This window comes from Buttiauxella cochleicola, assembly GCF_021282435.1.
GTDB lineage: Bacteria > Pseudomonadota > Gammaproteobacteria > Enterobacterales > Enterobacteriaceae > Buttiauxella > Buttiauxella massiliensis.
In genome coordinates, this window is the sequence record NZ_JAJSOT010000008.1 from 107224 (window position 1) to 133130 (window position 25907).

The following is a 25907-nucleotide window of genomic DNA, read 5'->3' on the forward strand; positions in this document are numbered from 1 at the left end:
CATGGCAAATCAGCAGATTCTCGCACTGTGTAACCAATATCAGGCGATATTGCTTTCTGAAGCTCCATTGCTGCATATCGCTATTGCACCAAACCCTCCCGTACAGTTTTTTGAAGCATTGCGTTTTATCTGTGATAAGCCTGCCAATGTTGAATACTGGCCAGTTGAGCAGTTGGAAAAAGCAAGGCACTCACGGCCGTCTGTTAGCGCAGAGGAACCTCTTGAGAATACGGCTCCAGTGGTTCAACTGTTGCAAGATACACTCCACAAAGCCCTGCAACTCAGGGCATCAGACATTCACTTCGAACCGGTAGAGCAAGGGTATCAAATTCGTTTTCGCGTTGATGGCGTGCTGCAACTGCAACCCCTGCTGCCAGCGCATCTGGCTGCACCGCTAACCGCACGACTTAAGGTATTGGGAAATCTGGATATAGCAGAACGCCGCCTTCCTCAGGATGGGCAAATGGAGATCGAAATTGAACATCGCAAATGTTCATTTCGCATAGCGACCCTGCCGGTGTATCACGGTGAAAAAGTTGTCTTACGTTTGATGGCACAAACAGAGCAAACCTTTGAACTATCAGAGTTAGGCATGTCACCAGAGGATAGCTCTCGCTTTCATAGCGCTTTAGCCAATCCGCAGGGCATGATTCTCGTCACTGGCCCCACTGGGAGTGGGAAAACAATCACGCTTTACAGTGCATTAAAGATACTCAACCAAGTCTCAACCAATCTATGTAGCGTTGAAGACCCGATAGAAATCCCTATGCAAGGTCTTAATCAAACGCAAATTAACACTAAAGCGGGGCTTAATTTTCAAAGTGTTTTACGCGCATTACTACGCCAGGATCCGGATATCATCATGGTGGGCGAAATTCGAGATGGCGATACGGCAGAAATAGCCATTAAAGCCGCGCAAACAGGGCATCTGGTACTTTCAACACTGCATACTAATTCCACGACTGAGACTGTCGTTCGCCTCGAACAAATGGGAGTCGAGCGATGGATGTTAGCATCTGCACTGAATATGGTCGTTGCACAGCGCCTGGTACGTAAACTCTGCCCACACTGTAAAGAACAACTCCCCGAAGACATCATCCTACCCACATCGCTTTGGGCAACTGCTTTGCCTCGTTGGCAAGCAACTGGCTGTGAACGCTGTTATGGAGGGTTCTACGGACGAAGTGCATTATTTGAAATTTTGCTTATCGATACAGCACTTCAATCAGCAATTATTGCCGGCATGCCAGCCTATGAAATCGAAACGCTGGCAAGACAACAAGGCATGATGACGCTATTTGAAAGTGGCTGCCAGGCTGTTGAACAAGGGCTAACCACTCTCGAAGAACTATATCGGGTGCTTGGTGTTCCTCATGACTAAGTTTGTACTCTGGCACTGGAAAGCAGTCGATCAACACGGGCAAATTCAACAAGGGGATGTGCTTGCGGATGATGCGGAATCTGTCAGCGAACAGTTAATCACTTCGGACCTCCAGCTTTTACAATTGCGGAAAATATCGCACACCCGCCGAGGTTGCTGGCATATTCAGCAAAAAATACAGGTATTCCGCCAGTTGGCGACGTTGCTTCAGGCGGGAATATCCTTGTCTGACGGACTAATACTTATTGCGCAGCAACACCCTTTTGGTGAATGGCGGGCATTACTTAAGGACATCGGGCATCGCGTTTCTAATGGCATCTCTTTTTCTACCGCCTTACAACAATGGCCTGGGATTTTCCCGCCGTTGTTCATCGCTCTGATTCATATTGGCGAGCTAACCGGAAAGCTAGACGAGTGCTGCCAAAAGCTGGCAGCTCAACAAGAAAAACTGTACCAGCTGCGTAAAAAGGTCATGAAAGCCCTGCGTTATCCACTGTTTATCGTAGCGATAGCACTACTGGTGACTATCGGGATGATGAGTTTTGTACTGCCTGAATTTGCCAATATTTATCGTTCATTTAATGCCCCCTTACCCGCTATTACAGTGGCGGTAATGGCAGTTTCAAACTGGGTAACAACACAGGGAGCATGGTGGCTGTTAGCCACTCTTATACTCACGGCCTTTGGCTATTATTTGCGAACAAAGAAACCTCACTGGCAAGAGTACGAACAACGTCTGATGCTGCAAACCCCACTGCTCGCTCCGCTATGGCGTGGGCAAATCCTTAGCCAAATCTATACCACGCTATCCCTTTCCCAGCAGGCAGGAATTCCCTTGCTGCAAGGGCTTAAAGCTGTAGAAACCACTTTGCCGCAACTACTGTGGAAGAAGGTTATTGTGCAAATAAACCACCAGGTGACTCAAGGAATACCACTGTGGCAAACACTCTCACAAAGCGAGCGCTTTACACCATTGTGTTGCCAATTGATACGAATAGGAGAAGAGTCAGGCGCCCTGGATTTAATGCTCGAGAAGCTAGCGAGTTGGCATCATAACCATACCGAGGAACTGGCAGACAATCTTGCCGCCGCTCTGGAGCCAGTAATGATGTTAGTTGTGGGGATTATCATTGGGACGCTGGTCATCGCGATGTATCTGCCTATTTTTCAGTTAGGCGATGCAATGAGTGCGGGATGACGGCGTAGCGAAAATGCCACGCCGTATGTCGCTGATAGCTTAGAGGCTATTGAAAACGCGGTTTTCCTGCTCATTCACACGAATGAACGTAGTACGCTTGGTCAACTCTTTCAGGCGAGAAGCACCAACGTAAGTACATGCAGAGCGCAGGCCACCCATAATATCGCGGGCAGTATTTTCAACAGGGCCACGCAATGGCAACTTAACGGTTTTTCCTTCTGCTGCACGGTACTGTGCAACCCCACCAACATGGCGGGTCATTGCAGATTCGGAGCTCATACCGTAGAACAGCATGAATTTCTCGCCGTTTTCTTCAACGATTGTGCCACCACTTTCGTCATGACCAGCCAGCATACCGCCCAGCATCACGAAATCTGCACCACCGCCAAATGCTTTAGCAACATCGCCCGGCATAGTACAACCGCCGTCACTGACAATCTGGCCACCGAGGCCATGAGCAGCATCAGCACATTCAATAACAGCAGAAAGCTGCGGGTAACCAACACCTGTTTTCACACGAGTAGTACATACAGAACCAGGGCCGATACCGACTTTAACGATGTCCGCACCGGAAAGGATAAGCTCTTCGCACATTTCGCCAGTAACAACGTTACCTGCACAGATAACTTTGTCCGGCCATGCTTCACGCGCTTTAGAAACGAACTGAGTGAAGTGTTCGGAGTAGCCATTAGCCACATCGATACAGATAAATTTCAGCGCTGGGTTCAAAGAAAGAATCTGTTTGGTCTTCTGGAAATCAGCGTCGGATGTACCGGTTGAAACCATCACGAACTTCAGGATGTCGTCTGAAGCAGACTTAACGAAGTTGCTCCACTCTTCAACAGAGTAGTGCTTATGAACGGCGGTGAGGATATCAAACGAGGCCAATGCCTGGGCCATGCCGAATGTACCAACGGTGTCCATGTTAGCAGCGATGATCGGAACACCTGACCATGCAATACCGGAGTGTTTGAAAGTGAACTGGCGCTCGAGTTCTACATCAGAGCGGCTTTTCAGTGTGGAACGTTTCGGGCGGATAAGAACGTCTTTAAAACCTAACTTCAAATCTTCTTCAATACGCATGTTGCAGATTCCTGGGTCGAATGGCGAAGGACGCGTGAACGCAATCAGCAATCTATATCCTGAATAATTCAAGTTGCAGAAAGGCGCAAGGGAGCAAATCCCCGGGAGCTTACTTGAGTAAGTAACTGGGGTTTGTGAGTGCGGCCAACACATCTGCGGCTTGAAGTATGGCGGGTATAACTACCAATTCCAGTGACGCTATCATACGCACTATTAATGCAGCCGCAAGACTGCGAAAACAGTCTTTTTTACGCTACAATCGTTAAAATTTACCTTAGAAATATAAAATCGCTTCAGGGTCCGACTCTTATGGTTTATACGGTTGCATTAACGGGTGGCATTGGCAGTGGTAAGAGTACTATCGCCGATAATTTTTCCCGCTTAGGTATTACCGTTGTTGATGCTGATGTGATTGCGCGTCAGGTCGTAGAGCCAGGTCAGCCCGCTCTTCGCATTATTTCTGACCATTTTGGTGATGAGATCCTCCTTCCGGATGGCACTCTCAACCGTCGAGCTCTTCGCGCAAAGATCTTTTCTTCAGCGGAAGAGAAAAAATGGCTCAACGCGCTGCTACACCCACTTATCCATCAGCGAACCCAAGATGAAATCAACCAGGCTCTTTCACCCTACGTTTTGTGGGTTGTTCCGTTGTTAATTGAGAATAACCTACAACAAAAGGCCGATCGTGTTCTGGTTGTTGATGTCTCGCCAGAAGTGCAAATCGCACGTACTATTGCGCGCGATAAAGTTAGTCGCGAACATGTGCTGCAAATCCTTGCAGCACAGGCGACACGCGAGGCACGCTTAAGCGCCGCCGATGATGTAATTAATAATGATGGTGGCACTGCACAAGTGGCCGCACATGTTGACCGTCTGCACCGCCAGTATCTGGAACTGGCAGCCCAGGCCGCACAGCAGGATAACGAATAATGAGCACCCAGATTCTTTTTGAGCACCCACTTAATGAAAAAATGCGTACCTGGTTGCGTATCGAGTTCTTAATCCAACAACTCGAAAGTTCATTACCAGTAGACGAAACGGCCAAAGCACTTCATTTTTTCCGCAATATCGGTGACCTGCTTGATGTCTTTGAGCGCGGTGAGATTCGCACAGATATTCTTAAAGAACTGGAACGCCAGCAGCGTAAGTTATTGAACTGGTCTGAAGTTCCGGGTGTAGATATGCAGCGAATTGATTCACTGCGTAGCCAACTCAAAGAACGCGGCGGTGTTTTAATGGCAGCTCCTCGCCTGGGGCAGGCATTACGTGAAGACCGTTTGATTGCCCTGGTTCGCCAGCGTCTGAGTATTCCTGGCGGGTGCTGTAGCTTTGATTTGCCAACATTGCACATCTGGCTGTATTCACCTCAAGATCAACGCGATGCACAAATTAATAGCTGGCTTGCGACGTTGCAGCCATTAAAGCAATCGCTGGATCTGGTACTCGATATTATTCGTAATTCTGCACCCTTCCGTAAACAAACCAGCCTGAATGGTTTTTATCAGGATAACGGGGATGATGCCGATTTACTGCGTTTACAGCTGGACCTTTCGTCGCAACTTTATCCGCAGGTTTCTGGTCATAAGAGCCGTTTTGCGATCCGTTTCTTACCGCTGGATAGCGAAAATGGGCTCATCCCTGAACGTCTCGATTTTGAGCTGGCGTGCTGTTAAGGAGCTAACATGACTGAAACAATAAAAGTGAATTGCCCGGGCTGCGGTAAAGTTGTCATCTGGGATGAAACCAGCCCATATCGCCCATTTTGCTGCAAACGCTGCCAGTTGATTGACCTAGGTGAATGGGCCGCCGAGGAAAAACGAATTCCTAGCAGCGGCGATTTATCAGAAAGCGACGACTGGAGTGAAGAAGATCTGCGTTAACCTTGCTGTAATTTGCTAATTACCGGTTCATTGGCTGGTGGAAAATCTGATGCCACCAGCGCATTTTGCGCAATCCATTGACCCGGTTGCCCTTCTTTTCCCCACGGCTCGCCTTCCCAGCTTTCCACCATGAAAAACCACAGTGTGATATGCCTGTCCGGGAACTGGTAAGCCAGTTTATCAAACAGTGTGAAATTGGTGGCTGTAATACCTGTTTCCTCCTGAAGTTCACGGACTAATGCTTGTTCAGGCGTTTCATCAGCTTCAATCTTCCCACCGGGAAACTCAAGCTTGTTGGCCATATGTGCATCAGCCGCTCTTTGAGTAATAAAAATTTCACCCGTTTTATTGCGGATGATACCGACGGCGATTTGTAGTTGTTTCATTTTTGTACAGGTACTCCATAGAAAAAAGGCGCAGCAAGCTGCGCCTTTATCGACAATTACGTGTTTAGCTTAAACGGCCATGACACTGTTTGAATTTCTTACCAGAACCGCATGGGCACGGATCGTTACGACCCACTTTGCGCTCACCGGTTTCTGCTGCCAGTGATTCTGCAGCCAGTGTGTCGTCATCCTGGTGGCTCAGCTGTTGCATCTGTGCCAGGCGCTCAGCTTCTTCACGGCGCTGCTGTTCCATTGCCTCAACTTCTTCTGGCATACGAACCTGCACTTTGCTCAGCGTGCTGATCACTTCATATTTCAGCGCTTCAAGCATGGAAGCAAACATCGCAAAGGATTCACGCTTATATTCTTGCTTAGGATCTTTTTGCGCATAGCCACGCAAGTGGATACCCTGGCGCAGGTAATCCATCGCTGCAAGGTGCTCTTTCCACAGTGAATCCAGAGTCTGCAACATGACGCCTTTTTCGAAGTGACGCATCATTTCAATGCCAACCACTTCTTCTTTACGTTGATACACTTCAATAGCGTTTTGCAAGATACGCTCACGCAGTGTTTCTTCATGCAGCTCCGGCTCTTTATCCAGCCACTCTTTAATTGGCAGCTCGAGATCAAAGTCGTTTTTCAGGCGCTCTTCCAGACCTTCAACATCCCACATTTCTTCCAGTGATTGCGGTGGAATGTGTGCGTCGATAGTCACTTTAAAGACGTCTTCGCGGATGCTGTTGATGGTTTCACTAACGTCGCTCACATCCAGCAATTCGTTACGCTGGCTGTAGATCGCGCGACGCTGATCGTTGGCCACATCATCATATTCCAGAAGCTGTTTACGGATATCGAAGTTACGGCTTTCAACTTTACGCTGGGCGTTAGCAATTGCCTTAGTAACCCATGGGTGTTCAATCGCTTCGCCCGGTTTCATACCGAGTTTACGCATCATGCCTGAAACACGATCCGATGCGAAAATACGCATCAGTGAATCTTCCATGGACAGGTAGAAACGAGACGAACCCGCATCACCCTGGCGACCGGAACGGCCACGGAGCTGGTTATCGATACGGCGAGATTCGTGACGCTCAGTACCAATGATGTGCAAACCACCCGATGCGAGAACTGCATCATGACGAATCTGCCACTCAGCTTTAATCTGCGCGATTTGCTCAGGAGTTGGGTCTTCAAGCTCAGCAACTTCTGCTTGCCAGCTACCACCCAACACGATATCCGTACCACGGCCTGCCATGTTGGTTGCGATGGTCACGGCGGCTGGATAACCGGCCTGAGCAACAATACCCGCTTCGTTAGCGTGGAACTTGGCGTTCAGAACGTTGTGTTTGATTCCAGCTTTGGTCAATTCAGCAGAAACCACTTCGGATTTCTCGATTGAAATAGTACCGACCAGCACAGGCTGACCGTTGGTAGTACGCTCTTTAATATCTTCAATGATTGCCACAATCTTGTCTGCTTCAGTCATATAGACCAAATCAGGCATGTCTTTACGAATCATTGGGCGGTTAGTTGGCACAACGATGGTATCGAGCTTGTAGATAGAGCTGAATTCGAACGCTTCGGTATCCGCAGTACCCGTCATACCCGCCAGTTTTTCATACAGACGGAAGTAGTTCTGGAAGGTGATTGATGCCAGCGTCTGGTTTTCGTTCTGAATGTCCACGCCTTCTTTGGCTTCAACAGCCTGGTGCAGGCCATCAGACCAGCGGCGACCTTGCATGGTACGACCGGTGTGTTCATCAACGATGATAACTTCGCCATCTTTAACGATGTAGTCAACGTCACGGGTGAACAGCACATGCGCACGCAGTGCAGCCGTCACGTGGTGCATCAGCATAATGTTAGTTGGGGAGTACAAAGACTCGCCTTCTTCCATAATGCCTTCCTGAACCAGCAACTCTTCAACCAGTACCAGACCACGTTCAGTAATGTTTACCTGACGAGATTTTTCGTCCACCGAGAAGTGGCCTTCGCCCTGGAAAGTATCAGAATCTTCTTTTTCCTGACGGATCAGGCTTGGGATGATTTTGTTTACTTTACGGTACATCTCGGAGCTGTCTTCAGCTGGACCAGAGATGATAAGCGGCGTACGCGCTTCATCGATAAGAATTGAGTCAACCTCATCCACCAATGCATAGTGCAGTTTGCGCTGAACGCGTTCTTCAGGGCTGAATGCCATATTGTCGCGCAGGTAGTCAAAGCCGTATTCGTTGTTGGTGCCGTAAGTGATGTCTGCTGCATAAGCTTCACGCTTTGCTGGTGCAGGCATGTTTGGCAAGTTGATGCCAACGCTCAAGCCCAGGTATTCGAACAGCGGACGGTTGTTTTCAGCATCACGTTGAGCCAGATAGTCGTTCACGGTAACAACGTGAACACCACGGCCACTTAAGGCGTTCAGGTATGCAGGCAGAGTAGCCGTCAGTGTTTTACCTTCACCAGTACGCATCTCTGCGATACAACGTTCGTTCAGAACCATACCGCCGAGCAACTGCACGTCGAAGTGGCGCATGCCGAATACACGTTTACTCGCCTCGCGAACAACAGCAAAAGCTTCTGGGATCAGATTCTCCAGCACTTCACCTTTCTCAAGGCGCGCACGGAATTCGCCCGTTTTTGCTTTTAATTCATCATCGGAAAGTTTTTCAATTTCCGGTTCCATGCTGTTAATCAGGGTGACAACTTTACGCATACGACGCAGGGTGCGGTCGTTACGGCTACCGAAAACTTTAGTTAATAATTTGATTAGCATAATTAATTCTCAAACGCCTGCCATCGGGGCAGAGCTAAAAATAACGTTATAATTAAAGGAAATGAAATTTAGCTGAGACGGAGTGGGCCGGCGCGGATACCGTGAACCTGGCTTATCCAAATGGCAGGACTAAAAGTCTCGACAGCTGGCGATTGCCAAAGTGCAGTGTGGCGCACAATAACTGGGGGTTTGCTTTCCTGAGTGAGCAGCGCACTGAGCGTGTCCAGTAAAGCGAGTTTATGTGCCTGAAGTGGCAAACTCTCTTGTGCTGCTGGCTGCGTTTGCGGTGCCATTGCAAAAGAAAGGTGACGAATTACAGTTCGAATTGCATGCTGATGCCAGTAATCGACACTAAATGATGGTCGGCGGGTACTTTCCTGCAATAATGCCAGACTATTGAAGCTGACCTTGTTGAGGTAATCGTGGCTACTGGTGGATGTTTCAGCAGGGGCTGTTGGCTCGGTATTTTGGCTGAGCGCAGGCATACCAAAACTCGCCGCGACCATCCCTAATAAGAGATGCGGCCAGAAATAACGTCTGCCAAACTGTCGCCAACAATTTAGAATACCAATCACTTTATCCGCCGGAGCATTATGTATGCGTGATAGTCGCCCACAATCTTTAGATCATTTGTTCGATGATGCTGGAGCCGAAAGCGTGTTGCAAAACGTGCAACAACGCGCAACTGCACTACTTAGGCTCAACAGGGCTGTGAAAGGGGTATTACCCGCTCAACTACATCCCTGGTGCCGGGTAGCAAATTTCCGACAAGGCATTCTCGTACTTGAAACTGCAAATGCTAGCTGGTTGATGCGTTTACGCTATGAACAAGCCACGCTACTGAGTGCATTACGTGCACAAATATTACCATCATTGACATCAATCGACATCAGGATTAATCCATCACTGGCTGCAATTGGGCAAGAATCAGTACAAGAAAACAGCATTCAAACAGTGAAGGGGAAAACTGAAGGGGTTAACAGAGTTCTGAGTCAGCAAAGTGCAGAGGCATTAAGAATGGTGGCTGAACGTAGCCCTGAGAAACTGAAGGTAATAATAGAACGACTGGCATCATTGGCCGGAGAGAGTACCAATGAAACCAGTCGCAATAAATAATTCTGGTGTTATGCCAGAACCATTTTTGGTGCTTTGAACGCTAGCGGGAGCTCAGCATCGTCTTCGAAGGTTGCCCATTCCCAGGCTTCCTGCTTCGCCAGAACCGCTTGAAGCAATTTGTTATTCAGCGCATGACCAGATTTATAGGCGGTAAACGCGCCGATAATGTTGTGGCCGCACATGAACAAGTCACCAATTGCATCGAGCATTTTGTGACGAACGAATTCATCTTCAAAACGCAAGCCGTCTTCGTTCAGTACGCGATAATCGTCAACAACGATGGCACAATCGAAGCTACCGCCCAGGCACAAACCACGGGACTGCAGATATTCGATATCACGCATGAAACCGAAGGTACGAGCACGACTAATCTGGCGCATAAACGCGTCAGCAGAGAAGTTCATGCTGTAGCGTTGGGTGCTGGCATCAATCGCCGGATGGTTAAAGTCGATGGTAAAATCCAACGAGAAACCATTATACGGCTTGAATTCAGCCCATTTGTCGCCGTCTTCAACGCGCACTGTTTCTTTAACGCGTACAAATTTCTTCGCACAGTTTAATTCGTCAATCCCGGCATCAAGCAGCAGGTAGACGAATGGCGCTGCACTACCGTCCATGATTGGGATTTCAGGGGCATTGACTTCAATAATGATGTTATCAATACCTAATCCCGCAAGGGCGGCATTCAAATGCTCAACGGTAGAAATCCGCACATCGTGCTCGTTCACCAGGCAAGTACAGAGCATGGTATCACGCACAGATTTGGCATCTGCCGGAAAATCTACCGGAGGATTCAAGTCAGTGCGACGATAGATGACCCCGGTATTTGCCGGCGCAGGGCGTAACGTCAGCATGACTTTCTTGCCGGTATGTAAACCGACACCAGTCGCCTGAACGATACGTTTAAGAGTCCTTTGTTTGATCATCGTATAATCTCGCCAAATTAACTATCCAACCGAAGTGTATATCACAATCGGTGGGCCAGTTTAGCACAAAGAGCGCAGTTCCCCAAATTCCGGTTTATTCTTAATCAGCTTGCTTGCGCAAAAACGCTGGAATATCCAGATAATCAGGCTCTTTCGTCGTTTGTGGCGTATTGTCATTAACTACCTTGGCAACAGGTTTCTGCTCTTGCTGAAGCGGAGCCATACCGTGTTGTTGGTAGCGATCCATAACTGGCTGCTGAGTCTGCTTGTTAGTAACCAGGGTAATTTCTGGACGTTTGTCCATGCCAATACCGGTTGCAACAACAGTTACACGCAGTTCGTCGTTCATCTCTGGGTCCAGAGAAGTACCGATAACCACAGTCGCGTTATCAGATGCGAACGCACGAATGGTGTTACCCACAGTTTCGAACTCATCCAGACGCAGGTCGAAGCCAGCGGTGATGTTGACCAGAACGCCACGAGCGCCGGACAGATCGATGTCTTCCAACAGTGGGCTGGAAATCGCCATTTCTGCCGCTTCTTCAGCACGGTCTTCGCCACTTGCAACACCAGAGCCCATCATGGCATAACCCATTTCGGACATTACGGTGCGCACGTCAGCAAAGTCGACGTTCATCAGGCCCGGACGAGTAATCAGTTCTGCGATACCCTGCACTGCGCCTTTGAGCACATCGTTTGCTGCGCCAAAAGCGTCAAGCAAAGAAATACCACGGCCCAGCACTTTCAACAATTTGTCGTTAGGGATGGTGATCAAGGAGTCGACGTGCTTAGAGAGCTCAGCAATACCCTGCTCCGCGAATGCCATGCGCTTCTTGCCTTCGAAATTGAATGGCTTAGTCACAACAGCAACGGTCAGAATGCCCAGATCTTTAGCAACCTCTGCAACTACAGGTGCAGCACCTGTACCTGTACCACCGCCCATACCTGCAGCGATAAATACCATGTCTGCGCCTTCAAGGGCCGCACGTAACGCGTCACGGTCTTCTTCCGCAGCGGTACGACCCACTTCAGGATTCGCTCCAGCTCCCAGACCTTTGGTAATACCATTACCAATCTGGATAGTCTGGCCTACAGCAGTTTTACGTAACGCTTGAGCATCAGTATTCACTGCAAAGAATTCAACACCTTCGATGCGTTCACGCACCATGTGTTCAACGGCATTACCGCCGCCACCACCGACGCCGATGACTTTAATCACCGCGTCGTTGGTCAGTTCCATAGGTTCAAACATAGTTTCTCTCCGTTTTGTGCCTGTCGCCTGAGACCGCTAATTTTGTCTGGTCTCTTATAAAAATTAAAACTCTTTTCTCAGCCAGCTGTTGATTCGTTTAATCCATGAGCCGACAGAGGTTCGTTTTTCCACTTCTGCTTCACCACTGAGATGTGTTTCTTTCCCGTAGTGCAGCAAGCCGACTGCTGTGGAGTAATAAGACTCCTGGGCATAATCAGTCAGACCTGTAATATTTAGCGGTTGCCCGATACGTACTTGCGTATGGAACACCCGTTGTGCACAGGCAGCCAGCCCTTCGATTTGCGCGGCACCACCTGTCAAAACAATCCCCGCCGCCAGATGGTGCTTCACACCTTGCTGGCGAAGTTGTTCTTGTAACTGCAAAATCTCTTCGTTTACCAGGTTCAATAATTCGGTATAACGAGGCTCGATAACTTCTGCGAGCGTCTGGCGTTGTAGGCTACGCGGTGGACGTCCACCTACGCTTGGCACTTCAACGTTTTCGTCTTTACCTACTATCGAACCCAGCGCGCAGCCATGGCGCACTTTAATGGCTTCAGCATCACTCGGTGGAGTGCCGAAAGCATATGCGATATCACTGGTCACCACATTCCCGGCATAAGGGATAACTTTGGTGTGGCGTAATGCGCCGCCAGTGTAAACCGCGATGTCCATAGTACCACCACCGACATCGACTACGCAGACCCCTAATTCACGTTCATCTTCGGTCAATACTGCATAGCTCGCTGCAAGACCTGCAAAAATTAGTTGGTCAACTTTGAGGCCACATCGTTCAACAGCTTTGACGATGTTTTTAGCCATATCGTTGTGGCAAGTAATCAAGTGCACTTTAGCCTGCATACGTACACCCGATAAACCTACAGGATTTTTGATGCCTTCCTGGTAGTCAATCGCGTATTCTTGCGGGATTACATGCAAAACACGATGTTCGTCACGTACACGCACCGACTTTGCGGTGTGAACAACGTTCTCAACGTCTTCCTGCGTCACTTCTTCTTCAGAGATTGGCACCATACCAATCTCGTTTTGACAGCTAATATGCTTACCTGACAGCGCAAGGTAGACCGAAGATATCTGGCAATCAGCCATCAACTCGGCTTGGTCTATCGCACGTTGAACGCATTTAACGACTGACTCAAGATCGTTTACGCCACCTTTGTCCATACCACGCGATGGGCAACTGCCCACGCCAATAATATTGACCATACCGTCAGGCAGAACTTCCCCTACTAAAGCGGCAACCTTTGCGGTACCGATCTCCAGTCCTACTACCAGTTTTCTGTCCGTCGCCTTGATCATTGTTATTCTGCCTGTGCCTGATTCTGTTGCTGATTAGGATTAGGTTGTTCTGTTACGGGAGCAGGCTGCCAGCCTACTGCCGCGCCTGAGTCATAACGCAAGTCGACATAACTAATCCTTTTGTTGTCGGCTTGCTCTTGCTGCTGCAGAACAGGGTAAAGTTCCACAAAGCGACTCAAGCGTTTCATCGTATCGCCCCGGCCCAAGTTGAGCTTAATGCCATTATTCAACGTCAATTGCCAGGAACGACGAGCGGTCATCGCCGCTTCTTTCAACGTAAATTTATCCTTTGCCAGCACTGCGCCCATGTCGCGGAAGCCTTCCAACACTTCACCTTCACTGCCTTCTGGCCCGGATAACATAGGTAAAGTCTGCTTTGCAGAACGTTCTGCAGGAACACTAAACGAATTTCCTTGCGCATCAATCATATGCTGATCATTCCAGCGCGCGATGGGCACATATTCAACCAGATGAATCTTCAATTCGTCGGGCCACTGCTTTCTTACACTCGCCTGCTTAATCCATGGCAAGCGTTCAATTTGCTGCTGGATGATATTCACATCCTGGGTCATAAAGGTGCCAGGGGGCCCAAGTGCCAGAATTGACTGACGAATATCATCGTTACGGGTGTAATGCCGTTCACCAGTAACCACCAACTTCGATAGCGGCAGGCGCTGAGCATCTTCCATCCAGCCGACCACAATCCAGCCGCCGATAAATACCGTAAACAGTACTGCGCTCAGGAAAATTATCCCGGCCAGTCGCCCACCATTACTGCGACGAGAACTGGTTTCTTCTTCTTCCTGGCGATTACGCGTATTCAGAGCTGCTTGCGACATATCAGTCTGCCAACTCCAGAATACGCACTACCAGTTGAGAGAACGTCATACCTGCCTGACGTGCTGCCATTGGCACAAGACTATGGCTGGTCATACCCGGAGAGGTGTTAACCTCAAGCAGATAAAACTGACCGTCGCTATCTAGCATGACGTCTACGCGCCCCCAGCCACTGCAGCCCAAAACTTGCCAGGCTTGCAGCACTAAAGCCTGCAATTCTTGTTCGCGCTGCTCAATTAAACCGCTCGGGCAGAAATATTGTGTCTCATCAGAGAGATACTTCGCCTCATAATCATAGAAAATTCCAGCGGGTTGGATACGAATTGACGGTAATATTTCTTCGCCAAGAATCGCAACCGTGTACTCAGGGCCACTTAACCATTTCTCAATGAGCACTTCTTCGTCATGTTCGAAGGCTAATTCAAGCGCTGCAGGCAGTGCTGCAACGTTATCAACCTTAGACATACCAACGCTTGAGCCTTCACGGCTTGGCTTAACGATGACAGGCAGCCCTAAGCTTGCGATGCGTTCAACTGTAGTTGCACTAATGCCCGCTTCAACATCACGACGAGTTAACGCAACCCACGGAGCAACCGGTAAATCTGCACCTTTCCACAGCAATTTGGTACGCAATTTATCCATAGTGACAGCAGAAGCCATCACGCTGCTACCGGTGTACGGCAACTTTAAGAATTCCAGCAATCCTTGCAGCGTTCCGTCTTCCCCGCCACGACCATGTAAGGCAATAAAAACTTTGTCAAAACCCAGCGCTTTTAGCTCGGTCACTGGCGTGTTTTTAGGATCGACTTCGTGTGCATCAATTCCTGCTTCTCGAAGACCTGCAAGCACTGCAGCTCCTGATTGCAATGACACCTCACGTTCAGCGGAAGTACCGCCCAGCAGGACAGCGATTTTATCAGCCATGTTGGTCTCCTTCCTTAGTGTGGGGCTGCAATTTGAATTCAGCCAGGTTTCTGGCAACTTTTCCAACATTTCCCGCACCTTGCACCAGGATCAAGTCATTTCCCGACAAAACGGGTGCTAAAACGTCAGCGATCTGACTGGCATCAGGCACCAGAATCGGGTCCACTTTTCCGCGGCCACGAATGGTGCGGCAAAGTGAACGACTATCAGCACCGGGAATTGCAGCTTCGCCAGCAGAATAAACGTCCAGCATCAGCAATGAATCCACTTGCGACAATACGTTAGCAAAGTCATCGTACAAATCACGGGTACGAGTGAAACGGTGTGGCTGGAAAATCATGACCAGGTTTTTATCCGGCCAGCCCGCGCGCGCCGCCTTAATGGTTGCATCGACCTCTGTCGGATGGTGACCGTAGTCATCCACCAGCATTGCAGTACCTTCTTTGCCATTCACTTGCGCGAGTGGATACTCACCGAGGAAATCAAAGCGGCGGCCTGTCCCCTGGAAGCTTTCCAGGGCACGCAGAATATCGGCATCATCAATACCTTCTTCTGTGGCAACAGACACCGCAGCAGCCGCATTTAATGCATTGTGGCGGCCAGGTGCATTCAGGGTAACGTGCAACGCAGGTTTATCCTGACGCGAAATAGTGAAGTGGCCCTGAGCCCCTTTCTGCAGATAACTTTCAATGCGCACATCCGCATCTTCGCTAAAACCGTATGTAGTGATTTTGCGACCTACGCGCGGCAACAACTCGCGGATCACCGGATCATCGACACACATTACAGCTAAGCCGTAGAACGGTAAGTTGTGCAGGAAGTTAATAAACGTCTGCTTTAAGTTCTCGAAGTCACCCTGGTAAGTGTCCATGTGGTCAGCTTCGATATTCGTGACCACAGAAACCATTGGTTGCAGGTGTAGGAATGACGCATCACTCTCATCTGCTTCTGCAATCAGGTAACGGCTGTGACCTAAACGCGCATGTGTTCCTGCCGCTTTAACCAGGCCGCCATTCACAAAAGTAGGATCGAGGCCTGCTTCTGCATAAATACTAGAAATCATCGCCGTAGTGGTCGTTTTACCGTGCGTACCGGCAATCGCGATGCCATGGCGGAAACGCATCAGCTCGGCCAGCATTTCGGCACGACGAATAACGGGAATACGTGCTTCATGAGCTGCAACAATTTCCGGGTTATCCATAGAGATAGCTGTGGAAACCACCACAACGCTCGCATCAAGCACGTTTTCCGGGCGATGGTTGAAATAAATCGTGGCGCCCAGCGCCGACAACTGCTGAGTGACCGGGTTCGGAGCCAGATCAGACCCACTAATCTGGTAACCTTCGTTAGCTAAAACTTCGGCAATACCGCCCATACCAGCGCCGCCGATGCCAACAAAGTGAATGTGCCGGACGCGACGCATCTCGGGCACGATAGAACGCAGTTTCGCCAGTTGTTGTGTATTCATTCTCTAACCTGCAGCGTCAAACGCCATTACTTCAAATATTCATGGGCAACATAGCCACCCACAATGATTACGCCAGTGCTGCGGCGCTCACTTCTTTTGCTACCCGCTCTGTGGCATCAGGAATGGATACAGCACGCGCACGCTCGGCCATTGCCAATAACGTTGCTCTGTCCCACCCGGCGAGAGTTTGGGTAACGGCATCCACGGTAAACTGCGGTTGCTCCAGTATTTTTGCCGCTCCAGCTTTTTCCAACGGCAGCGCATTCCAGTATTGCTGCCGGTCTTTGTGCTGGAAGGGAACAAACAGTGCAGGTAACCCTGCGGCCGCGACTTCACTAACGGTTAATGCACCGGAGCGACAGACCACGACATCGGCCCACGCGTAAGCGGCGGCCATATCATCAATAAATTCGGTTACTTTATGCTGAGGCTGTCCTGCGTCGGCATAACCTTGCTTAACAAACTCTTCGCCACCTTTGCCACTCTGGTGCCAAATGGTGATGGCATCGCCCAGGCGACCTGCAACCTGCGGGATGGTCTGGTTCAGCACACGTGCGCCCTGAGAACCACCAACAACTAATACCCGCACAGGGCCTTCGCGCCCGGAAAAACGTTCTTGTGGCAATGGTAAAGCCAGCACATCCGTACGTACCGGGTTGCCCACTACGTCAGCATTTGGGAATGCGCCCGGAAATGCCTGCATCACTTTTTTAGCGATCCTGGACAGCCATTTGTTGGTCAACCCGGCAATACCGTTTTGCTCATGCAACACCACCGGAATACCCAGAGACCATGCCGCCAGACCACCTGGACCAGACACATAACCGCCCATGCCCAGAACCACATCCGGACGATAGGCCTTCATGATGGCCCGCGCTTGGCGCCAGGCATTGAAAATACGAACCGGCGCCAGCAACATTGCTTTCAGGCCTTTGCCACGCAAGCCAGAAATACGAATAAAATCGATCTCAATTCCATGCTTCGGAACTAAGTCAGCTTCCATACGATCGGGGGTTCCGAGCCAGCGTACTTGCCAGCCCTGAGCCATCAAGTGATGAGCAACTGCAAGACCCGGGAACACATGCCCGCCGGTCCCGCCTGCCATCACCATTAACCGCCGGGTTTGATTACTCATCGCACACCCTTCGTAAACGCCTGCGCTTTGGCCAGACGTGTTTCATGATCGATACGCAGCAACATCATGATTGCTGTAGACATAATTAATAGACTCGAACCACCGTAACTGATCAGTGGTAATGTCAGGCCTTTCGTTGGCAGCATACCCGCTGCTGCACCCACGTTTACCAGTGCCTGGAAACTAAACCAGACTCCAATTGAGCAACCTAAGAAGCCCGCAAAACGCTGGTCCATTTCTAATGCACGTTTGCCGATGGACATCGCACGAAAAGCCACGAAGAATACCATCAATAAAGCCAGTACCACACCGATATATCCCAGCTCTTCAGCGATAATCGAGAAGATGAAGTCGGTATGTGCTTCTGGTAAATACTCGAGTTTTTGAACTGAGTTACCTAAACCCTGCCCCCACAATTCGCCGCGTCCAAATGCCATCAGAGACTGTGTTAGCTGGTAACCACTACCAAACGGGTCATCCCATGGGTTCCAGAATGACGTTACGCGGCGGATACGATACGGTTCAGCCAGGATCAGCAGAATAACGGCTGAGATACCCATACCGATAATGGCCAGGAACTGCCAGAGTTTGGCTCCCGCAAGGAACAGCATCGCAAGCGTGGTAACAAACAGCACAACCACCGTACCAAGGTCAGGCTGCGCCAGCAGTAGCACGGCTAATACCAGAATAACGCCCATCGGCTTGAGGAAGCCGCGCAGGTTATTACGCACCTCATCAACCTTACGAACCAGATAGTTGGCGAGATAACAGAACAACGACAGTTTAGTGAATTCAGCTGGCTGAATACGCAACGGGCCGAAAGCAATCCAACGTGATGCACCGTTAACCGAGCTACCGACAACCAGTACAATCAAAAGCATAGCGATAGAGAGCAACAGCATTGCGGTACTGTGACGCTGCCAGAAATCCATCGGCAGGCGCAGCGTCACCATTGCCAGAGCAAACGCCAAAATGATGTACAACCCGTCGCGTTTCGCAAACAGGAAGGGATCATTGGCCAGGCGCTGCCCTACTGGCATAGATGCAGATGTCACCATAATGAAACCGACAGCTGCTAACCCGAAGGTCAGCCATAACAACGTGCGGTCATACATCACGATGTTATTGGAATCTGCTTCCTTGGTGCCCATCACCCAGCCTTTAAGCGCCGACCCCAACCAGGCCAGGATGGCAAATCCAGGCACGCGAGGCATACGCAGGCGAGGGAGAGATAAGCGCATCAGCCAAGCTCCTTCGCAAGTAAGGTGAATTGGTCACCACGTTGCTCAAAGTTTTTGAACTGATCGAGGCTTGCACAAGCAGGGGAAAGCAGAACCATATCACCTGCCTTGATACGAGAAGCGATTAATTTCATCGCCTCTTCCATCGTTTCAGTTTGCTCAGCAACATCCGGACGCAATGCAGCAAGCTCAGCACCATCGCGGCCAAAACAGTAAAGACGAATTGCAGAGCCCTGCAGGTATTGAGCAAGTGAAGAGAAATCAGCAGATTTGCCGTCGCCACCTAACAACAGATGTAGCGTACCCTCAACTTTCAAGCCATTTAGCGCCGCTTCAGTACTGCCAACATTGGTTGCCTTCGAATCGTTAATCCAGCGCACGCCGTTACGTTCCCAGGCAAGCTGGAAGCGATGAGCAAGGCCGGTAAATGTTGTAAGTGCTTTCAGGCTACTGGAACGCGGAAGTTTCACCGCATCGGCCAGCGCCAGCGCAGCAAGCGCGTTGGTGTAGTTATGACGACCAACCACTTTCATTTCTTTAGTGTTCAGTATTTTCTCGCCTTTCACCCGCAGCCAGGTATCGCCTTGCTGGTGGTTGAGATGATAGTCACCTACGTCGACGCCAAAGCTGATGCAGCGTTCATCTGCACCACGCACAGGCATCGTCAACGCATCATCGGCGTTGACTACACAAACAGCGGCGTTTTCATAAACACGTAATTTGGCTGCACGATACTGCTGCAAACCAAACGGATACCTGTCCATATGGTCTTCAGTGACGTTAAGAATCGTCGCTGCAGCAGCTTTCAGGCTAAAGGTGGTTTCCAACTGAAAGCTTGATAACTCAAGCACGTAAAGCTCACGATTTGGCTCCAGCAGCATTAACGCGGGTAGGCCGATATTTCCGCCGACACCCACATTCACACCAGCCGCTTTAGCCATTTCACCGACTAAAGTGGTGACGGTGCTTTTACCATTCGAGCCAGTAATCGCCACAATCGGCGCTTGTGCTTCACGGCAAAAGAGTTCGATATCACCCACAATCTCTACGCCCGCATCAGCCGCACGGCTCAAAGCAGGATGGGCAATCGCGATACCAGGACTGGCAACAATCAAGTCAGCCGCTAACAACCAGTCTTCGTTGAGTGAGCCAGTATGTCGCTCCACCGATTCAGGCAGTTTATCCAGACCCGGCGGTGAAATGCGGGTGTCCATCACACGTGGCGTAACACCACGCGCAAGGAAAAAGTCCACGCAAGACAGGCCCGTGAGGCCCAATCCGATAATGACGACATTTTTACCCTGGTAATCAGTCATAGTTAACGCACCTTCAGGGTAGCCAGGCCAATCAGGACCAGCATCAGCGAAATAATCCAGAAGCGCACAATAACTCGCGGCTCAGGCCAGCCTTTCAATTCGTAATGGTGATGAATAGGCGCCATGCGGAAAATACGCTGCCCACGCAATTTGAAGGAGCCGACTTGCAAGATGACTGACAGCGTTTCAACCACAAACACGCCGCCCATAATCACCAACAGGAATTCCTGACGCAGCAGCACGGCGATAGTACCGAGCGCACCGCCCAGAGCCAGTGAGCCAACATCGCCCATAAAGACTTGCGCTGGATAGGTGTTGAACCACAAGAAACCAAGCCCAGCACCAACAATCGCCGTACAGACGATGACCAGTTCCCCGGCATGACGCAGATAAGGAATATGCAGATATTCTGCAAACTTAATGTTACCGGTCGCCCAGGCAACCAGCGCAAAACCTGATGCCACCAGCACGGTTGGCATAATCGCCAGCCCGTCCAGGCCATCGGTCAGGTTTACTGCGTTGCCAGTACCGACGATAACGAAGTACGCCAGTAGCACATAGAAAAGACCAAGCTGCGGCATTACGTCTTTAAAGAACGGCACAACCAGCTCGGTGGCTGGCGTTCCTTTTCCTACGCTGTACATCGTGAAAGCTACAGCCAGCGCGATAACCGACATCCAGAAGTATTTCCAGCGTGCAATCAGACCTTTAGTATCTTTACGCACCACTTTGCGGTAGTCATCGATAAAGCCAATCACCCCGTAACCAATCAGCACGAACAACACACACCAGACATAAGGATTTGATGGATATGCCCACATCAACACGGAGATAACGATAGAAGTCAGGATCATAATCCCGCCCATCGTTGGTGTACCGCGTTTGCTGAAGTGAGATTCCGGGCCGTCGTTACGCACAACCTGGCCGAAGGAGAGTTGCTGCAAACGAGCAATCATACGCGGCCCCATCCATAACGAGATGAACAGAGCAGTCAGCAGGCTGACAATGGCGCGAAACGTCAGATAGGAAAAGACGTTAAAGCCGGAATAATATTTGACCAAGTGTTCGGCCAGCCAAACTAACATGTTCCATTCTCCTGTAATGCGTGTACTACCTGTTCCATGGCGGCACTACGTGAACCCTTCACTAAAATGGTAATCATTGAATGCTCAGCGAGTAGCGCCCTCAGGCGCACAATTAAAGAAGGCTTATCGGTAAAATGTTCGCCAACTTCAGAGGCAGTACTGATTGTTTCGCTCAGTGTGCCTACGCTTAGTACGCAATCGATGCCTGACGCTTTTGCTGCTTCACCCACCTGACGATGGCACTCAACAGACTCTGCACCCAACTCACCCATATCACCGACCACCATCACGCGGTAACCCGGCATTTCAGACAGCACCTGTGCTGCAGCGGTCATCGACCCCACATTGGCGTTGTAACTGTCGTCGAGGAGCAGTTGGTTTTCAGAAAGTTGAATCGGGAACAGACGCCCAGGAACGGCTTTAAGACCCGCCAGACCGGCTTTAACTGCTTCCAGAGAAGCCCCCACCGACATCGCAAGTGAGGCCGCAGCCAGCGCATTAGCAATGTTATGGCGACCAGGAAGTGGCAGCGTAACATCAACGTCACCCGCTGGTGTTTTGATGGTGAAATCGGTGCCATGCGCGGTGATGTGCACATTGGTTGCAGTAAAATCACTACCTGTGGCATTAGGTGAAAAACGCCATACTTTGCGCTCACCAATCACTTCCTGCCAGTTCAGCCAATCATTGTTATCTGCGTTGAGAATAGCGATGCCGTTCTCAGGCAAACCAGTGAAGATTTCACCTTTTGCTTTCGCAACACCGGCAAGCGACCCAAACCCTTCCAGGTGTGCAGCTGCCAGGTTATTGACCAATGCAGCTTCCGGGCGCGTGAGATTCACAGTCCAGGAGATTTCACCCTGGTGATTCGCACCGAGCTCAATGACTGCATATTCATGTTCTGGCGTCAGGCGTAACAACGTCATCGGTACGCCAATATCGTTATTCAAATTGCCAGCTGTATATAATGTGTTACCGCACTCACGCAAAATAGCGGCAGTCATCTCTTTTACAGAGGTTTTGCCGGAAGAACCGGTCAGCGCGACAATACGGGTTGGAACTTGCTGACGCACCCAGGCTGCGAGCTCGCCAAATGCCTGATGCGTATCGGCAACTACTAGCTGTGGAACATTGATAGCTAACTTGTGGCTAACCAATAACGCTCCTGCCCCACCCTTCACGGCATCTTGCGCAAAGTCATGAGCATCAAAACGCTCACCTTTCAGTGCGACGAACAGACAGCCCGGCGTTAATTTGCGCGTGTCGGTAGTGACATCAATGATATCGGCGTCAGCACCATGCAACTCTCCCTTCAGGACAGTGGCAAGTTGGCTCAAGGAAACGCGGATCATGCCACAACCCCCAACAGACGGGCGACAGTGACACGGTCGGAGTAGTCCAGACGGCGCACACCCACAATTTGATAATCCTCATGACCCTTGCCGGCAACCAGAACCACATCGTTTTCTTTGGCTTGCATAATCGCGTTAGTCACAGCTTCGGCGCGGCCTGAAACCACATGCGCGCGGCCTGCATCCAACATGCCTGTCAGAATATCGGCAACAATCGCTTTCGGCTCTTCGGTGCGTGGGTTGTCATCGGTGACGACAACGACATCTGCATATTGCTCGGCAATTCCACCCATAATTGGGCGCTTGCCTTTATCGCGATCGCCGCCGCAACCGAACACGCACCACAGCTTGCCGCTACAATGTAAACGCGCGGCTTGCAGGGCTTTTTCCAGCGCATCTGGCGTATGGGCGTAATCCACCACAACCGTCGGCTTACCAGGAGCTGTGAAAACTTCCATGCGACCGCAAACAGGTTGCAGGCTCTGAGCCGTTTTCAGCAGTTCTTCGAGTGGGTAATCCAGCACTAACAGAGTGGCAAGCGCCAGCAGCAAGTTGCTAACGTTAAACGCGCCCATCAGGCGGCTTTCAATTTCGCCATTCCCCCATGAAGAGCTGAACTGGATAGTGGCCCCGCCATCGTGATAATGCACGTTGGTTGCTTTCAACCAGCGTCCACGGCAGCCGGGCTGCAAATTGTTTTCCATCGTAACGGCAACAGCGTCAGGCAAGCGTGCTAACCAATTGCGTCCGATTTCATCATCAGCATTAATGATTGCATTGCCGTAATCATGTTCGGAGAACAGCAACCATTTCGCAGCTTCATAGCCTGCCATATCACCATGGTAATCCAGGTGATCTCGGCTGAGATTGGTGAACACGCTGGCAGTGAATTTCAATGCGGAAACACGATGCTGAACCAGCCCGTGTGAGGAAACTTCCATCGCTGCAAAGCTTGCGCCTTCATCAGCCAGTGTCGCCAGCACGTGCTGCACGTCAACGGCAGAGCCAGTGGTGTTTTCGGTCGGTTTCACATTGCCGAGTAAACCGTTGCCCACGGTACCCATAACGGCACTGGTTTCGCCTAATAACTGGCTCCACTGTGCTAGCAACTGAGCGGTAGTCGTTTTGCCATTTGTGCCCGTCACGCCAACCAGGCGTAATGCACTTGAGGGTTCGTTGTAAAAACGCCCTGCCAAAGCAGAAAGTCGTTGATGCAACTGGCTCAGATAAATAACCGGCACACCGTGCATTTCACGGATTTCACCATCTACTGCTTCGCCTTCAGCTTCAGCAACGATAGCGGCTACACCTTGCGCTATTGCCTGCGGGATATATCGACGCCCGTCCGCCTGATGACCGACTATAGCTACAAAAAGGTCGCCCGATGCCGCCACGCGGCTATCGAGTGTCATTTCTCGCAGAGCTCTCTCCGGCGCTTGTGGCACCCACGGAGCAAGAAGGTCGCGCAAATTACGATCTGCCACCTGATCCCTCATTTTGATTAATTACAAATTCACTTTTTTCACCTGTCGCCAGAGCATCCGGTTCGATATTCATGGTGCGCAGAACGCCGCCCATAATGGCACCGAACACAGGTGCAGAGACGGCACCACCGTAATACTTCCCTGCTTGTGGGTCGTTAATCACCACAACCAGCGCAAATCGAGGGTTACTTGCTGGCGCTACGCCCGCGGTGTAAGCAATGTATTTGTTGACGTATTTTCCGTCCGGCCCGACTTTTTTCGCCGTACCGGTCTTAATTGCAATGCGGTAGCCTTTGATGGCCGCTTTAACGCCACCACCACCAGGCAATGCCACACTTTCCATCATATGAACGACGGTACGAACCAACTGTTCAGGGAAGATACGTTCACCTGGAACAGGGGGATCAACCTTCGTAATTGACAGTGGGCGATACACACCGTAGCTGCCAATCGTTGCGTAGACTCGCGCTAACTGTAACGGGGTTACCATTAGCCCGTAGCCGAAAGAGAAGGTGGCCCTCTCTATGTCAGACCACCGTTGTTTTTGCGGATATAAGCCACTGCGTTCTCCGACCAGCCCCAAGTTGGTCGCTTTTCCCAATCCAAAACGTGAGTAAGTATCTACCAACGCTGAGGAGGGCATCGCTAACGCCAGTTTAGAAACCCCGACGTTACTCGACTTCTGTAGCACCCCGGTAAGGGTCAATTCGCTGTAGCGCGCCACATCTTTGATCTCATGACCATTAATGCGGTACGGCACGGTATTCAGAACGGTATTTTCACGTACCACGCCACGTTGCAGCGCAGTCATGACCACCATCGGTTTCACTGTAGAACCCGGCTCGAAAACGTCCGTAATGGTACGGTTACGCATCACGTCTTTCGGGGTTCCACTTAAATTATTTGGGTTATAGGATGGGCTGTTTGCCATCGCTAAAACTTCGCCAGTGCTCACATCAACCAGCACCGCACTGCCCGATTCCGCTTTGTTGAAGGCCACAGCATTGTTTAGCTCGCGATAAACCAACGCCTGTAAGCGTTCATCGATACTCAATGCGAGGTTATGAGCGGCCTGACTATCGGTTGAAGAAATATCTTCAATGACGCGCCCGAAACGGTCTTTACGCACGACGCGCTCGCCCGGTTGGCCGGTCAGCCATTTGTCGAAGCTTTTTTCAACGCCCTCGATACCCTGGCTATCCACGTTAGTGAAGCCAATAAGGTGAGCGGTTACTTCGCCTGAAGGGTAGTAACGGCGAGATTCCTGGCGTAAATGAATACCGGGAAGTTTCAGTTTTTTGATGTAATCGCCAATATCAGGGTTAACCTGACGGGCGAGATAAATAAATCGGCCTTTCGGGTTGCTGTTAACACGGGAAGCCAGTTGATCAAGAGGGATTTTCAGAGCATCCGCCAGCGCTTTCCAGCGGTTATCCAGCGTAATACCACCTGCATCATGCAGCTCTTTCGGATCGGCCCAAATCGCATTCACCGGCACGCTGACTGCCAATGGGCGACCAGCACGATCGCTAATCATGCCACGAGAAGTAGAGACTTCCTGCACACGCAAAGAGCGCATGTCTCCCTGGCGAACCAGCATATCTGGCGCAATGATTTGCAGCCAGGCAACGCGCCCCAGCAAGAAAACCAGCGCCAGCAAAATGCAACCGCAAAGCAACGCAAAACGCCAACTTACAAAGTTGGCCTGTTCTTCCTGGCGTTTCGGTTTAAGCGTTTTTGCCGCTGCTCTCAT

General features: G+C 50.4%; 23 protein-coding genes. 6 read left to right on the forward strand and 17 right to left on the reverse strand.

Translation table 11 applies throughout. From position 1 onward, the window contains the following. Nucleotide 1 precedes the first annotated feature (1 nt). Together gspE and hofC are read left to right on the forward strand one after the other, a co-directional pair. Nucleotides 2-1381, forward strand: coding sequence for a type II secretion system protein GspE (gspE, locus tag LVQ77_RS17780; RefSeq protein ID WP_232905138.1), 1380 nt, complete (start codon nt 2-4; stop codon nt 1379-1381). Continuing rightward, a complete protein-coding gene (hofC, locus tag LVQ77_RS17785; protein ID WP_232905139.1) occupies nt 1374-2579 on the forward strand; it encodes a protein transport protein HofC in 1206 nt (401 codons plus the stop codon). The genes gspE and hofC overlap by 8 nt, the downstream gene beginning before the upstream one ends. Nucleotides 2580-2618: 39 nt before the next feature. Here hofC and LVQ77_RS17790 read toward each other — a convergent pair whose 3' ends face one another. After that, entirely contained in the window at nt 2619-3662 is a 1044-nt protein-coding gene (locus LVQ77_RS17790; RefSeq protein WP_064516213.1) for a GMP reductase, read from the reverse strand. 309 nt (nt 3663-3971) lie between these two features. Here LVQ77_RS17790 and coaE point away from each other — a divergent pair, with 309 nt between their 5' ends. The 3 genes from coaE to yacG are packed head-to-tail and all read left to right on the forward strand — an operon-like array spanning nt 3972 to nt 5542. Then, nucleotides 3972-4592, forward strand: coding sequence for a dephospho-CoA kinase (coaE, locus tag LVQ77_RS17795; protein WP_232905140.1), 621 nt, complete (start codon nt 3972-3974; stop codon nt 4590-4592). Continuing rightward, a complete protein-coding gene (gene zapD / locus LVQ77_RS17800) occupies nt 4592-5335 on the forward strand; it encodes a cell division protein ZapD (protein WP_232866393.1) in 744 nt (247 codons plus the stop codon). Before coaE ends, zapD begins: the two co-directional genes overlap by 1 nt. Before the next feature lie 9 nt (nt 5336-5344). After that, a complete protein-coding gene (yacG, locus tag LVQ77_RS17805; protein WP_034460927.1) occupies nt 5345-5542 on the forward strand; it encodes a DNA gyrase inhibitor YacG in 198 nt (65 codons plus the stop codon). Here yacG and mutT read toward each other — a convergent pair. From mutT to secM, 3 genes are all read right to left on the reverse strand, one after another. Next, nucleotides 5539-5928: an 8-oxo-dGTP diphosphatase MutT gene (gene mutT / locus LVQ77_RS17810; protein WP_232905141.1), complete on the reverse strand. Its 390-nt coding sequence runs from the start codon at nt 5926-5928 to the stop codon at nt 5539-5541. The two genes, yacG and mutT, sit on opposite strands and share 4 nt — an antisense overlap. A gap of 64 nt (nt 5929-5992) precedes the next feature. Further along, nucleotides 5993-8698: a preprotein translocase subunit SecA gene (gene secA, locus LVQ77_RS17815; protein WP_232866386.1), complete on the reverse strand. Its 2706-nt coding sequence runs from the start codon at nt 8696-8698 to the stop codon at nt 5993-5995. Between the two features lie 68 nt (nt 8699-8766). Next, nucleotides 8767-9273 (reverse strand): secA translation cis-regulator SecM, encoded by a 507-nt coding sequence (secM, locus tag LVQ77_RS17820; protein WP_232905142.1) that lies wholly within the window; start codon nt 9271-9273, stop codon nt 8767-8769. Nucleotides 9274-9295: 22 nt separating this feature from the next. On the opposite strand from secM, the gene LVQ77_RS17825 reads away from it, so the two are divergent. After that, entirely contained in the window at nt 9296-9814 is a 519-nt protein-coding gene (locus LVQ77_RS17825; RefSeq protein ID WP_232905143.1) for a DUF721 domain-containing protein, read from the forward strand. Nucleotides 9815-9822: 8 nt separating this feature from the next. On the opposite strand, the gene lpxC is transcribed toward LVQ77_RS17825, so the two are convergent. From lpxC to ftsI, 13 genes are all read right to left on the reverse strand, one after another. Beyond that, nucleotides 9823-10740 carry a UDP-3-O-acyl-N-acetylglucosamine deacetylase gene (gene lpxC / locus LVQ77_RS17830; protein WP_034460936.1) on the reverse strand — a complete coding sequence of 306 codons (918 nt, stop codon included), beginning with the start codon at nt 10738-10740 and terminating at the stop codon, nt 9823-9825. Between the two features lie 100 nt (nt 10741-10840). After that, nucleotides 10841-11992, reverse strand: coding sequence for a cell division protein FtsZ (gene ftsZ / locus LVQ77_RS17835; protein ID WP_064539921.1), 1152 nt, complete (start codon nt 11990-11992; stop codon nt 10841-10843). Between the two features lie 63 nt (nt 11993-12055). Further along, complete coding sequence (ftsA, locus tag LVQ77_RS17840; protein WP_034460940.1) at nt 12056-13312, reverse strand: cell division protein FtsA; 1257 nt, start codon at nt 13310-13312, stop codon at nt 12056-12058. Nucleotides 13313-13314: 2 nt separating this feature from the next. After that, entirely contained in the window at nt 13315-14151 is an 837-nt protein-coding gene (ftsQ, locus tag LVQ77_RS17845) for a cell division protein FtsQ (protein ID WP_151994952.1), read from the reverse strand. Nucleotide 14152: 1 nt separating this feature from the next. After that, entirely contained in the window at nt 14153-15073 is a 921-nt protein-coding gene (locus LVQ77_RS17850; RefSeq protein WP_232866382.1) for a D-alanine--D-alanine ligase, read from the reverse strand. Continuing rightward, entirely contained in the window at nt 15066-16541 is a 1476-nt protein-coding gene (gene murC / locus LVQ77_RS17855; protein WP_232866381.1) for a UDP-N-acetylmuramate--L-alanine ligase, read from the reverse strand. The genes LVQ77_RS17850 and murC overlap by 8 nt, the downstream gene beginning before the upstream one ends. 67 nt (nt 16542-16608) lie before the next feature. Then, the gene (murG, locus tag LVQ77_RS17860; RefSeq protein WP_232866379.1) at nt 16609-17676 is read right to left on the reverse strand and encodes an undecaprenyldiphospho-muramoylpentapeptide beta-N-acetylglucosaminyltransferase; all 1068 of its coding nucleotides are present in this window, start codon (nt 17674-17676) and stop codon (nt 16609-16611) included. Continuing rightward, nucleotides 17673-18917 carry a cell division protein FtsW gene (gene ftsW / locus LVQ77_RS17865; protein WP_154151501.1) on the reverse strand — a complete coding sequence of 415 codons (1245 nt, stop codon included), beginning with the start codon at nt 18915-18917 and terminating at the stop codon, nt 17673-17675. Before ftsW ends, murG begins: the two co-directional genes overlap by 4 nt. Further along, nucleotides 18917-20233, reverse strand: a complete 1317-nt coding sequence (gene murD / locus LVQ77_RS17870) for a UDP-N-acetylmuramoyl-L-alanine--D-glutamate ligase (protein WP_232905144.1) — start codon at nt 20231-20233, stop codon at nt 18917-18919. The genes ftsW and murD overlap by 1 nt, the downstream gene beginning before the upstream one ends. A gap of 2 nt (nt 20234-20235) precedes the next feature. Then, entirely contained in the window at nt 20236-21318 is a 1083-nt protein-coding gene (gene mraY / locus LVQ77_RS17875; RefSeq protein ID WP_034460947.1) for a phospho-N-acetylmuramoyl-pentapeptide-transferase, read from the reverse strand. Next, complete coding sequence (gene murF / locus LVQ77_RS17880; protein ID WP_232905145.1) at nt 21312-22670, reverse strand: UDP-N-acetylmuramoyl-tripeptide--D-alanyl-D-alanine ligase; 1359 nt, start codon at nt 22668-22670, stop codon at nt 21312-21314. Before murF ends, mraY begins: the two co-directional genes overlap by 7 nt. After that, nucleotides 22667-24154 carry a UDP-N-acetylmuramoyl-L-alanyl-D-glutamate--2,6-diaminopimelate ligase gene (murE, locus tag LVQ77_RS17885; RefSeq protein WP_232905146.1) on the reverse strand — a complete coding sequence of 496 codons (1488 nt, stop codon included), beginning with the start codon at nt 24152-24154 and terminating at the stop codon, nt 22667-22669. The genes murF and murE overlap by 4 nt, the downstream gene beginning before the upstream one ends. Beyond that, on the reverse strand, nt 24141-25907 hold the full coding sequence (gene ftsI, locus LVQ77_RS17890; protein ID WP_064516179.1) for a peptidoglycan DD-transpeptidase PBP3: 1767 nt from the start codon (nt 25905-25907) through the stop codon (nt 24141-24143). The genes murE and ftsI overlap by 14 nt, the downstream gene beginning before the upstream one ends.

Excerpts from the sequence above, each read along its gene's own strand:
- mraY (WP_034460947.1), bottom strand. The coding sequence starts at position 21,318 with ATGTTAGTTTGGCTGGCCGAACACTTGGTCAAATATTATTCCGGCTTT.
- mutT (WP_232905141.1), bottom strand. The coding sequence starts at position 5,928 with ATGAAACAACTACAAATCGCCGTCGGTATCATCCGCAATAAAACGGGT.
- ftsI (WP_064516179.1), bottom strand. The coding sequence starts at position 25,907 with ATGAGAGCAGCGGCAAAAACGCTTAAACCGAAACGCCAGGAAGAACAG.
- LVQ77_RS17850 (WP_232866382.1), bottom strand. The coding sequence starts at position 15,073 with ATGGCTGATAAAATCGCTGTCCTGCTGGGCGGTACTTCCGCTGAACGT.
- coaE (WP_232905140.1), top strand. The coding sequence starts at position 3,972 with ATGGTTTATACGGTTGCATTAACGGGTGGCATTGGCAGTGGTAAGAGT.
- yacG (WP_034460927.1), top strand. The coding sequence starts at position 5,345 with ATGACTGAAACAATAAAAGTGAATTGCCCGGGCTGCGGTAAAGTTGTC.
- murC (WP_232866381.1), bottom strand. The coding sequence starts at position 16,541 with ATGAATACACAACAACTGGCGAAACTGCGTTCTATCGTGCCCGAGATG.
- gspE (WP_232905138.1), top strand. The coding sequence starts at position 2 with ATGGCAAATCAGCAGATTCTCGCACTGTGTAACCAATATCAGGCGATA.
- murD (WP_232905144.1), bottom strand. The coding sequence starts at position 20,233 with ATGACTGATTACCAGGGTAAAAATGTCGTCATTATCGGATTGGGCCTC.
- secA (WP_232866386.1), bottom strand. The coding sequence starts at position 8,698 with ATGCTAATCAAATTATTAACTAAAGTTTTCGGTAGCCGTAACGACCGC.
- LVQ77_RS17825 (WP_232905143.1), top strand. The coding sequence starts at position 9,296 with ATGCGTGATAGTCGCCCACAATCTTTAGATCATTTGTTCGATGATGCT.
- ftsW (WP_154151501.1), bottom strand. The coding sequence starts at position 18,917 with ATGCGCTTATCTCTCCCTCGCCTGCGTATGCCTCGCGTGCCTGGATTT.
- hofC (WP_232905139.1), top strand. The coding sequence starts at position 1,374 with ATGACTAAGTTTGTACTCTGGCACTGGAAAGCAGTCGATCAACACGGG.
- ftsQ (WP_151994952.1), bottom strand. The coding sequence starts at position 14,151 with ATGTCGCAAGCAGCTCTGAATACGCGTAATCGCCAGGAAGAAGAAGAA.
- zapD (WP_232866393.1), top strand. The coding sequence starts at position 4,592 with ATGAGCACCCAGATTCTTTTTGAGCACCCACTTAATGAAAAAATGCGT.
- lpxC (WP_034460936.1), bottom strand. The coding sequence starts at position 10,740 with ATGATCAAACAAAGGACTCTTAAACGTATCGTTCAGGCGACTGGTGTC.
- murF (WP_232905145.1), bottom strand. The coding sequence starts at position 22,670 with ATGATCCGCGTTTCCTTGAGCCAACTTGCCACTGTCCTGAAGGGAGAG.
- ftsA (WP_034460940.1), bottom strand. The coding sequence starts at position 13,312 with ATGATCAAGGCGACGGACAGAAAACTGGTAGTAGGACTGGAGATCGGT.
- LVQ77_RS17790 (WP_064516213.1), bottom strand. The coding sequence starts at position 3,662 with ATGCGTATTGAAGAAGATTTGAAGTTAGGTTTTAAAGACGTTCTTATC.
- ftsZ (WP_064539921.1), bottom strand. The coding sequence starts at position 11,992 with ATGTTTGAACCTATGGAACTGACCAACGACGCGGTGATTAAAGTCATC.
- murG (WP_232866379.1), bottom strand. The coding sequence starts at position 17,676 with ATGAGTAATCAAACCCGGCGGTTAATGGTGATGGCAGGCGGGACCGGC.